The sequence below is a fragment of the Streptococcus sp. HSISS2 genome, from assembly GCF_000448665.1.
GTDB classification, from domain to species: domain Bacteria; phylum Bacillota; class Bacilli; order Lactobacillales; family Streptococcaceae; genus Streptococcus; species Streptococcus raffinosi.
The window spans coordinates 568,086-579,121 of sequence record NZ_CM002133.1; the positions used below are offsets into that span (position 1 = coordinate 568,086).

Annotated in this window: 6 protein-coding genes and 7 pseudogenes; 10 read left to right on the plus strand and 3 right to left on the minus strand. The window is 39.6% G+C overall.

Features of this window, described 5'->3' with window-relative positions:
• The 6 genes and pseudogenes from HSISS2_RS02695 to adhP all read left to right on the plus strand — a co-directional run.
• A partial coding sequence (locus tag HSISS2_RS02695) for an ATP-binding cassette domain-containing protein (RefSeq protein WP_134981484.1) occupies positions 1–507 on the plus strand: 507 nt, incomplete at its 5' end.
• Between the two features lie 12 nt (positions 508–519).
• Positions 520–1,388, plus strand: a pseudogene (locus tag HSISS2_RS02700) (amino acid ABC transporter substrate-binding protein).
• Positions 1,389–1,481: 93 nt separating this feature from the next.
• Positions 1,482–2,896 (plus strand): annotated as a pseudogene (locus HSISS2_RS02705) (Y-family DNA polymerase).
• The gene (locus HSISS2_RS02710; protein ID WP_042766928.1) at positions 2,893–3,270 is read left to right on the plus strand and encodes a hypothetical protein; all 378 of its coding nucleotides are present in this window, start codon (positions 2,893–2,895) and stop codon (positions 3,268–3,270) included. The pseudogene HSISS2_RS02705 and the gene HSISS2_RS02710 overlap by 4 nt, the downstream one beginning before the upstream one ends.
• Positions 3,248–3,527 (plus strand): annotated as a pseudogene (locus tag HSISS2_RS02715) (DUF5960 family protein). Before HSISS2_RS02710 ends, HSISS2_RS02715 begins: the two are co-directional and overlap by 23 nt.
• Before the next feature lie 120 nt (positions 3,528–3,647).
• On the plus strand, positions 3,648–4,667 hold the full coding sequence (adhP, locus tag HSISS2_RS02720) for an alcohol dehydrogenase AdhP (protein ID WP_002888530.1): 1,020 nt from the start codon (positions 3,648–3,650) through the stop codon (positions 4,665–4,667).
• A gap of 208 nt (positions 4,668–4,875) precedes the next feature.
• On the opposite strand, the pseudogene guaA reads toward adhP, so the two are convergent.
• Positions 4,876–6,437: pseudogene (gene guaA, locus HSISS2_RS02725) on the minus strand (glutamine-hydrolyzing GMP synthase).
• A gap of 164 nt (positions 6,438–6,601) precedes the next feature.
• On the opposite strand from guaA, the pseudogene HSISS2_RS02730 reads away from it, so the two are divergent.
• The 4 genes and pseudogenes from HSISS2_RS02730 (at position 6,602) to HSISS2_RS02745 (ending at position 9,937) form a co-directional block, all read left to right on the plus strand.
• A pseudogene (locus HSISS2_RS02730) lies at positions 6,602–7,299 on the plus strand (GntR family transcriptional regulator).
• Positions 7,300–7,364: 65 nt separating this feature from the next.
• Positions 7,365–7,696: pseudogene (locus HSISS2_RS02735) on the plus strand (putative DNA-binding protein).
• 32 nt (positions 7,697–7,728) lie between these two features.
• Positions 7,729–9,290: pseudogene (gene ffh, locus HSISS2_RS02740) on the plus strand (signal recognition particle protein).
• A 101-nt stretch (positions 9,291–9,391) separates the two neighbouring features.
• Positions 9,392–9,937: an ECF transporter S component gene (locus HSISS2_RS02745; protein WP_021145269.1), complete on the plus strand. Its 546-nt coding sequence runs from the start codon at positions 9,392–9,394 to the stop codon at positions 9,935–9,937.
• Here the strand turns inward: HSISS2_RS02745 and HSISS2_RS11615 are convergent.
• Complete coding sequence (locus HSISS2_RS11615; RefSeq protein WP_021145270.1) at positions 9,894–10,553, minus strand: site-specific integrase; 660 nt, start codon at positions 10,551–10,553, stop codon at positions 9,894–9,896. The two genes, HSISS2_RS02745 and HSISS2_RS11615, sit on opposite strands and share 44 nt — an antisense overlap.
• Before the next feature lie 107 nt (positions 10,554–10,660).
• A complete protein-coding gene (locus tag HSISS2_RS11620) occupies positions 10,661–10,963 on the minus strand; it encodes an Arm DNA-binding domain-containing protein (RefSeq protein WP_021145271.1) in 303 nt (100 codons plus the stop codon).
• Positions 10,964–11,036: the final 73 nt, after the last annotated feature.

Consider the following 11,036-nt stretch of genomic DNA (forward strand, 5'->3'; position numbering starts at 1 on the left):
TCTCTTTTGCGTATGTTAGCGGGACTTGAAACCATTGATTCTGGGCAAATTATCTATGAAAATGAAGAGATTTCTTTGGATCAGATGGAAAGTCGTAATTTGCTGGGCTTTGTTTTCCAAGATTTTCAACTGTTTCCGCACTTGACTGTCTTAGATAACCTGATGCTTTCGCCAATTAAGACGATGGGAATGTCTAAAGAAGATGCCCAGAAAAAAGCCCAAGGTTTGCTTGACCGTTTAGGACTTGGAGCTCACGGAAATGCTTATCCTTACTCTCTTTCTGGGGGACAAAAACAACGGGTTGCTTTTGCGCGTGCCATGATGATTGATCCCAAAATCGTCGGCTATGATGAACCAACCTCAGCGCTGGACCCTGAATTGCGTCAAGAAGTGGAGAAATTGATTTTGCAGAATCGTGATACAGGGATTACGCAAATTGTTATCACTCACGATATGCAGTTCGCACAGAACATCGCTGATGAGATTGTCACTATCAATCCAAAATAGTGAGGATTTTGCATGAAAAAAATAGTAAAAACAGTTTTGCTAGGCTGTCTTGTTCTCTTGCCTTTGTTTGCGCTATCAGCTTGCAGCTCGCGCTCACATTTTGCAACTCAGAAAGACCAGTGGCAAACCTACACCAAAGAAAAGAAAATCAAAATTGGTTTTGATGCAACCTTTGTTCCTATGGGATATGAGGAGAAAAATGGTAGCTATGTCGGTTTTGATATTGATCTTGCTACCGCAGTTTTTAAATTGTACGGTATTGATGTTGAATGGCAAGCCATTGACTGGGATATGAAGGAAACAGAATTAAAAAATGGGACAATTGATCTCATTTGGAATGGCTACTCAGTTACTGATGAACGTAAGCAGTCAGCAGACTTTACGGAACCTTATATGATCAATGAACAAGTACTGGTAACCAAAAATCTTCAGGAATTGATTCTGTTGCAGGAATGTCCGGTAAGACCTTAGGTGCTCAGGCAGGTTCCTCTGGTTACGATGCTTTCAATGCTTCTCCGAAAATTTTGAAGAACATTGTTGCTAACCAAAAAGCAGTCCAATATTCAACCTTTACACAAGCCTTGATTGACCTGGAGAGTGGACGTATTGATGGCTTGTTGATTGACCGTGTGTACGCTAATTACTACCTAGAGAAATCAGGGGTTCTGGATCAGTATAACGTTATGCCTGCTGGGTATGAGGGTGAAAGCTTTGCCGTAGGTGCCCGTAAATCAGATAAGACTCTAATCACAAAAATTAATCAAGGATTTGAAACCCTTTATAAAAATGGAGAATTCCAAAAGATTTCTAACAAATGGTTTGGCGAAGATGTTGCTACAGACCAAGTTAAAGGGAAAAATAAGATGATAACAACATTCTAGAAGGGATGTTGTTATTTTTTACGAAAAATACTTGAAATATAAGAGGTTATATTTTATACTATTGTTAGTTTATAAACTAACAAAGGGGCAAGCATGGGATATTTTGATTATTCAAGAGAGCCACAAAGCGATATTGCTTTTGTAGATATGAAATCTTTCTATGCGAGTGTGGAGTGTGTTGAACGTGGCCTGCATCCTCTTAAAACTTCTCTATGTGTGATGAGTTGGGCTGAAAATGCGAATGGTTTGATACTAGCTTCTTCACCCATATTTAAAAAGTTTTTGGCAAGTCAAATGTTAGTCGTTCTTATGACTTACCTTTTGACATTCATTCTCGTAAGTTTCATTATTATAATGCCAAAAAACAAGGACTGCCAACGGATAGGGATTTTGTAGATTATATCGAATCTTGGGCCAAGGTTACCTTTATCGTCCCTCCTAGAATGGACCTTTATATCAAGAAGAATATTCAGATTCAACATATTTTCCAGAATTATGCTAGTGTTGAAGATATTCTTCCCTACTCGATTGATGAGGGTTTCATTGATCTCACATCGTCACTGAATTACTTTATTCCCGATAGGACTGTTACTAGAAAAGATAAGTTAGATATGATTTCAGGGCGTATTCAAAGAGATATTTGGAGGGAGACAGGTATTTACTCAACAGTTGGGATGTCTAACAGCAACCCCTTGTTGGCCAAGTTAGCTCTTGATAATGAAGCCAAACATACGGCTACTATGAGAGCCAACTGGTCCTATGAAGATGTCGAGACTAAGGTTTGGAATATTCCCCATATGACCGATTTCTGGGGGATTGGAAAGCGAATGGAGAAGCGTCTAAACAAGTTGGGAATTTTCTCTATTCGAGAACTTGCGAATAGCAATCCTGATATCCTTAAAAAGGAATTAGGTGTTGCTGGACTGGACCTCTTTTTTCATGCCAATGGTATTGATGAGAGTAATGTTCATAAATCTTATAAACCAAAGTCACATGGCTTAGGAAATTCTCAAATCTTACCACGAGACTACGAGCATCAAGCTGATATAGAATTGATTCTAAGAGAGATGGCAGAACAGGTAGCCATTAGATTAAGACGAGCCCATAAGAAAGCTTGTCAAGTTTCCATTAGCATTGGATTTTCAAAGTTAGAGGGCAAGCGTTCGCTACAAGCACAGATGAAGATTGAACCTGCTAATAATACGAGAGTACTAATAAGCCACGTCATTGCACTCTTTAGGAAGAAGTATCAAGGAGGAGCTGTTCGAAGTGTGAGTGTCTCTTATGCAAATTTTGTAGATGAGACGATTCAAGTTTTCTCTTTATTTGATAATCCCGAAGAAATTGATAAAGAAGAAAGGCTTCAGGCAGCTATAGATAGCATTCGTCAGGAATTTGGCTTTACTACTCTTCAAAAGGCTAATGCTTTACAAGAGGCCTCTAGTAGCCTTGCTCGTAGTAAGCTTATTGGTGGACACTCTGCTGGAGGATTGGATGGCTTAAAATGATAGACCGTAGTTACCTTCCCTTTCAATCAGCTAGGGAGCATAAAGATAGGGGAATGATGAAGTGGATGGGCTTTTTCTTGTCAGAACACACAAGTTCCTTATATGAAGATAAGACTAAAGAAGATTTTACGAGTCATTTGGAGGATTTGGAGAAATTTACCCTATTAAACCAGCTTTATACGGGACAATTATTGGGAAGTTTTCAGATGAAGGATAAAAATAGATGCTGTAGACATAGTGGCTATGTGGTTGAATTGAATCTTAATCAAGTTACGGTAAAATCTGACAAGCAGCATATACGGATTTACATTAAGGATATACTAGAAATTAGCTTGGGAGTTGAAGCTATAAATGAAGAAGAGAAAAATTTATGACGATAAGCTTCAGATTGACTATTTTTCTGATAGCTATTTAAAATTTGAAGAAGATTTTTATCGCTATTCTGCTATGGATATACCTCTGACCTTCTTGACGGATGACATTTTAAGAGAAATGGCAATCAGTCAGAAGAACTATTTTATTGAATAAAGAGAATGCTAGGGATGGACGCAACCATTATTTCCATTTTGAGGTCAGCCTTCTGGATTCTAGAACACTTGTAAGAAAATACAAGTATCTTGGAAATGATTGATTGGTACAAAGGGCTTTCACGAAAATTTCTAGATGGTAGAGAAAAATATTGTAAGCGTTGACATTTGTTGTGCAAGTGCTACAATGAAAGTGTTAAAGTTCTTATATGGAGGTAACTAAAATGAGAGCAGTTGTTGTTAATAATGAAGGTACAGGAGTAGAAGTTGTTAATCATGACAAACCAGCGGTAGTAGGACATGGTCAAGCTTTGGTTAAAGTGGAATATTGTGGTGTCTGTCATACGGACCTTCACGTAGCTCATGGAGATTTTGGTAAGGTTCCAGGTCGTATCTTGGGACATGAAGGAATTGGTATTGTCGAAGAAGTGGGTGAAGGCGTTGAAACACTTAAAAAAGGCGACCGTGTGTCAATTGCTTGGTTCTTTGAGGGATGTGGCCATTGTGAATATTGTACAACTGGTCGTGAAACTCTCTGTCGTTCTGTAAAAAATGCAGGTTATAATGTGGATGGTGGTATGAGTGACTATGCCTTGGTTACAGCTGACTATGCTGTGAAAGTTCCGGAAGGACTTAACCCAGCTCAAGCTTCATCTATTACTTGTGCAGGAGTCACAACCTATAAAGCGATTAAAGAGGCTAAAGTTGAACCTGGTCAATGGGTTGCAATCTACGGTGCTGGAGGACTAGGTAACTTGGCTATTCAATACGCTAAGAAAGTGTTTAATGCACGAGTAGTAGCTGTTGATATCAACCAAGATAAACTTGATTTGGCTAAAGAATCTGGTGCTGATTTAGTTGTAAATGGTAAGGAAGTTAAAGATGTGGCAGGCTATATCCAAGAAAAAACTGGTGGTACTCACAGTGCAGTTGTAACAGCTGTTTCTAAAGTTGCTTTCAACCAGGCTGTTGATAGTGTACGTGCCGGTGGGACAGTCGTTGCGGTTGGTCTACCATCTGAATATATGGAGCTCTCAATTGTCAAAACAGTTCTAGATGGTATCCGTGTTGTTGGATCTCTTGTAGGTACACGTAAAGACTTGGAAGAAGCCTTTGACTTCGGTGCACAAGGTTTGGTAGTACCGGTTGTTGAAACCGTTCCTGTTGATACAGCGGTAGAAGTCTTTGATCAAATGGAAAAAGGACAAATCCAAGGACGTAAAGTACTGGATTTCACTAAGTGATAATATCTCTCTTATAGTGTTATCACGATTACTTGAAGAGTAGAGCAGTTTAAACAGACTAAATCACTTTTGAAAGAAGCTTATCAGAATAAAATTCCACCGATTTATTTGTGTCGATGGAATTTTTGTTTGCCAATAGCGTCATTTGGATATATAACAAAAAAAGCGTTGAACGGATTAGTTCAGCGCTTTTGAAGTGTGTTTAGTTTTATTCCCACTCAACAGTTGCAGGTGGTTTACTTGTAATATCGTAGACGATACGGTTAACGTGGTCAACTTCGTTAACGATTCGAACAGAAATCTTTTGGAGAACTTCCCACGGAAGTTTCGCAAAGTCAGCTGTCATACCGTCAATTGAAGTGATGGCACGGATAGCGATAGTGTAGTCGTAAGTACGGCCATCACCCATAACCCCGACAGAACGAACACCTGTGTTAACTGTGAAGTATTGCCATACATCACGGTCAAGACCAGCTTTGGCAATTTCTTCACGAAGGATAGCATCAGACTCACGAACAGTTTCAAGTTTCTCTTCAGTGATTTCACCCATAACACGGATGGCAAGTCCAGGTCCTGGGAATGGTTGGCGCCAAACGACTTCGTCAGGCATTCCCATTTCAGTACCAAGGGCACGTACTTCATCTTTAAAGAGGGTATTAAGCGGTTCAATCAATTCAAACTGCATGTCTTCTGGAAGACCACCGACGTTGTGGTGAGATTTGATTGTTTGAGCTGTCTCAGTACCTGATTCAATAATATCAGTATAAAGTGTTCCTTGAGCTAGGAAGTCAACGCCTTTAAGCTTACTTGCTTCGTCATCAAAGACATAGACAAACTCGTTACCGATGATTTTACGTTTTTCTCAGGATCATCAACACCAGCCAAGAGGTCTAGGAAGCGTTTAGAAGCATCAACACGGATAATGTTAAGGCCAAATTTACCTCCGAGCATCTCCATAACTTGGTCACCTTCACCTTTACGGAGAAGACCGTGGTCAACGAAGATACATGTCAATTGATCTCCGATAGCTTTTTGCAAAAGGACACCAACAACAGATGAGTCAACCCCACCTGAGAGTCCAAGAAGGACTTTACGGTCACCAACTGTTTCACGGATTTGTGCTATTTGCATATCTACGAAGTTAGCCATTGACCAGTCACCTTTGGCACCACAGATACCAAAAGCAAAGTTTTTCAAGATATCATTACCATATACAGAGTGACGAACTTCTGGGTGGAATTGGATACCGTAGAAGTTTTTCTCCGTATTTTCCATTGCTGCAAATGGGCAATCCACTGAGTCACCGACTAGATGGAACCCTTCCGGAATCTCTGTAACAGCATCACCGTGGCTCATAAGGACGACCTGCTCTTCAGGAGTACCAGCAAAGAGTTTAGAGTCAGCACGAAGTCGAAGTGTTGATTGACCATATTCACGGTTACCAGCTTCACCAGCAGGAAGTACTTTACCACCAAGTTTGTGAGTCAACAGTTGCATTCCGTAACAAATACCGAGGATTGGAATACCGAGTTCAAAAATCTCAGGATCAATGCTAAAAGCGTCATCAGCATATACAGAGTTTGGACCACCAGAAAGTACGATACCGATTGGATTAATCTCGCGCACTTCTTCAGCAGAAATCTTATGGCTCTTCAACTCAGAGAAAACGCCGAATTCACGAATACGACGTGCAATAAGCTGATTGTATTGGCTACCATAGTCTAGAACAATGATTTTCTGCACATCATTCAATGTAGAAATGTCAGTCATTATTACCCTTTCTTTTTACGTCACATAAGGACTCTTATGCTTTCATTGTATCACAAATTTAAGGACTTAGCACCTAGATTTATACGAGAAACTACAAGTCATTTAATCACCTTTACAATTCTGACACTTTTTTTGTAAAATAGGGATAACAAAGGGGGTATTAGATGTTACCAGCGTATATTCGCATACATGATAAAATAAAAAAGATATTGATGAAGGTACTTGGAAAATTGGGCAACGTCTTCCTAGTGAGCGAGATCTTTGCGAAACTTTTGATGTCAGTCGCATGACTGTACGGCAGGCCATAACACTGTTAGTTGACGAGGGAATTTTGGAGCGTAAACCAGGTAGTGGGACCTTCGTTGCCAGTAGTCGTGTTAAGGAGAAGATGCGTGGAACCACGAGTTTTACGGAAATCGTCAAAGCGCAAGGCAAGAAGCCGTCTAGTCAGCTCATTTCTTATAAACGTCTACATCCCAATGAGTTTGAAATCAAGAATTTAGGTGTCTTACCACAGTCTTATGTGATTAGGATGGAGCGTGTTCGCTTTGCCGATGACATTCCAGTTGCATATGAGATTGCTAGTATCCCTGAAAAGATTATCCGTGGCTTTGAAGAATCTGAAATTACAGAACATTTTTTCAAGACCTTAACCGATAATGGTTATGAAATAGGGAAGAGCCAACAAACCATTTCGGCTAGTTTGGCCAATAGTAGTCTAGCCAAGCACCTCAAGGTTAAGACTGGTGATGCCCTCTTAAGTCTGACGCAAATTTCCTTTCTTCAAGACGGACAGGCTTTCGAATATGTACGAAGCTACTATGTCGGTGATCGTTTTGAGTTTTATTTGGAGAACAATTAGAAGACACTGCTTTTTTCTGCACAAGAATCGTGCTAACACCATGATTTTATGGTAAAATGGAGCTTATGGAAATTGAAAAAACCAATCGCATGAATGCTCTTTTTGAGTTCTATGCTGCCTTGTTAACAGATAAGCAGATGAACTATATTGAGCTTTATTATGCGGATGATTATAGTTTGGCAGAAATTGCTGAAGAATTTGGCGTCAGTCGTCAGGCGGTATATGATAACATCAAACGTACTGAGAAGATTTTGGAAGCTTACGAGATGAAATTACATATGTATTCAGATTACATCGTCCGTAGCCAAATTTTTGATGATATCATGGAAAATACCCAGATGATAGCTATCTCCAGGAACAAATTGAAATTCTAAGTAGCATTGATAATAGAGATTAGATTCAAGCAGAAAGTAAGAGAGGAAATACTATATGGCTTTTGAAAGCTTAACGGAACGCTTGCAAGGCGTTTTCAAAAATTTAAGACGTAAAGGAAAACTTTCAGAGAAAGAAGTTCAAGAAGTCACTAAAGAGATTCGTTTGGCACTCCTTGAAGCAGACGTTGCCCTACCAGTTGTTAAGACATTTATTAAACGTGTTCGTGAACGTGCCGTAGGTCACGAAATCATTGATACTCTTGATGCTTCACAACAAATCATCAAGATTGTTAATGAAGAATTGACAGAGATTCTTGGGTCTGAAACATCTGAAATTGAGAAATCTCCAAAGATTCCAACAATCATTATGATGGTTGGTCTCCAAGGGGCTGGTAAAACAACCTTTGCTGGTAAATTAGCTAATAAGCTGATTAAAGAACAAGAAGCTCGTCCAATGATGATTGCGGCGGATATCTATCGTCCAGCAGCCATTGACCAGTTGAAGACCTTGGGCCAACAAATTAATGTTCCTGTTTTTGATATGGGAACAGAGACACCAGCGGTTGAGATTGTCAAAAATGGTTTGGAACAAGCGCGTGCCAATAAAAATGACTATGTCTTGATTGATACGGCGGGTCGTTTGCAGATTGACGAAACCCTCATGCAAGAGTTGCGTGATATCAAGGATTTCGCCCATCCAAACGAAATCCTCTTGGTTGTTGATAGCATGATTGGTCAGGAAGCTGCTAATGTTGCCAAGGAGTTCAATGAACAACTGGATATCACAGGTGTCGTTCTTACTAAAATTGACGGTGACACACGTGGTGGTGCGGCTCTTTCTATTCGTGAGATTACTGGTAAGCCAATTAAATTCACAGGTACTGGTGAGAAAATCACAGATATTGAGACTTTCCACCCAGACCGTATGTCAAGCCGTATCTTAGGTATGGGTGACCTTCTTACCCTTATTGAAAAAGCTTCTCAAGAGTACGACGAGAAAAATCTCTTGAGTTGGCTGAAAAGATGCGTGAAAACACCTTTGACTTCAATGACTTCATCGACCAATTAGACCAAGTGCAAAATATGGGTCCTATGGAGGATTTGCTTAAGATGTTGCCAGGTATGGCTAACAATCCAGCCTTGGCTAATGTTAAAGTAGACGAGAAACAGATTGCTCGCAAGCGTGCTATTGTATCATCAATGACACCAGAAGAACGAGAAAATCCAGATCTTTTGACACCAAGTCGTCGTCGCCGTATTGCCAATGGTTCGGGAAATACCTTCATCGAAGTAAACAAGTTTATTAAAGACTTCAACCAAGCCAAACAAATGATGCAAGGTGTGATGTCTGGTGATATGGAGCAAATGATGCGTCAAATGGGTCTTAACCCAAATAATATGCCAAAAAACATGCCAAATATGCCTGATATGGGTAATATGGATATGTCTGCCTTTGAAGGCATGATGGGTGGCGCAGGTATGCCGGATCTTGGGAACATGGACCTTAGCCAAATGCTTGGTGGTGGTCTTAAAGGTAAGGTCGGTTCATTTGCTATGAAACATGCTATGAAACGTCAAGCTAACAAGATGAAGAAGGCTAAGAAAAAACGTAAATAAGGAAGGACTAGAGCTTATGGCTCTAGTTTTTTATGGCATATTGACTTCTAGGGATATACATTGTAATATACTAGTGTATATACAATAAAAAGGAGTAGATTATGAAACCGAAAAAGAGAATTCAAGAAATGACCTTTGCAGCTTTGTTAACTGCGATTGCTATCCTTATCCCGAGTATTATGCCAATTAAATTAATCATTCCACCGGCTTCTTATACCTTGGGGAGTCACGTTCCAATATTTCTAGCTATGTTTATATCGCCCTGGGTAGCAGCTTTTGTTATCTTAGCGTCTAGTTTAGGATTCCTTATGGCCGGCTATCCGATTGTCATTGTTTTTAGGGCATTCTCGCATATCGTCTTTGGTTTGTTAGGAGCTTTTTATTTGAAAAAATTCCCTCAAACAATAGAAAACCATAAATCATCACTAATTTTTAACTTTGTTTTAGGTGTTATTCATGCTGTAGCTGAAGTAATTGCTTGTGTGATTTTTTATTCAGTAACGGGAGAGGACTTCCAAAAACTATTTTATGTTCTGTTTGTTTTAGTTGGATTTGGTACTATTGTCCATAGTATGATAGACTATGTGATAGCCCGTAAAATCGCTACTTTAAGGGTTTTTGACCACGTTCTGTCCACATTTGCTTAATCTTTTCGTGATTTCGTGATTTTTGCTCTTGAAGTTGATGAGCGTACACATCAAGCGTGATATTTAAGTTTTCGTGCCCTAAAACTTGCGATACTGATATTAAATCGATATCGTGAGCAATTAGATAACTGGCATAAGTATGCCTTAACGAGTGGACACGCACTTCACGACCAACTATCTTTCGTAGCGTTCTATTGACGGCATTATTAAATATCCTTGGCAACAGTCTGCCATCGGGTTGCGGTGTCAACGATTTTATAAATTTTAAACAATCATCATCAAGCGGTATCTCTCGGATACTGCTTTTTGTTTTTGTGGGCATAAAACCAGTGTTATTCTTGTAGTCCCATGTTTTGTTGACGGATAACATGCCAGTCTCATAATCAATATCATTCACGGTTAGACCGAGGCATTCAGCAAACCGCATGCCAGTTTTAGATATCAAATACAAGACTGCATAAGCGGTACGCTCTGGATGTTTGCTTGTCTCGGAGATCAATCGCTCATATTCCTCAACCTCTAGGAATTTGCTTTCGATGTCTCTACTCTTAACTTTAGCGTTGATTTTGGCAAACTTACAAAAATTACGCTTGATATATCCTTCGTGCACTGCCATGTCTATACACGCCTTTATTTGAGTGTGAAACCTCTTGACAGTCAAATGGGCGTGAGTTTCAGCATACTGATTCAATACACGTTGGTACTCAGTGGCAGTAATATCCTTTAATTTCTTATCGCCAAAAAAGACGCTATCTGTCTTTGGTTAATAAGATACAGATTAAACGTCAATTCTGACACATTCGGACGCTTGTAAACCTCACACCATTGCTTGAAATAGTTTAAAAAAGTGATATCTTCATCAACATTGATATTATCTTGTAATTTCAGTTCCATCTCAGCAGCGGCTTTGATGGCTTCAGATTTCGTCCTAAAACCACCCTTTGATTTTGGTTTCCGCTTGCCAGTAGAGTCGTAGTAGTTTATTCGATATTCCCAGCCGTTGGGGCGTTTCCTGTATGATGCCATTATTTATCCCCCTATTATGGTATAATAAAAGGGTAGTGGTGAGTATCTCACACACTCCCTTGATATAGCTTAG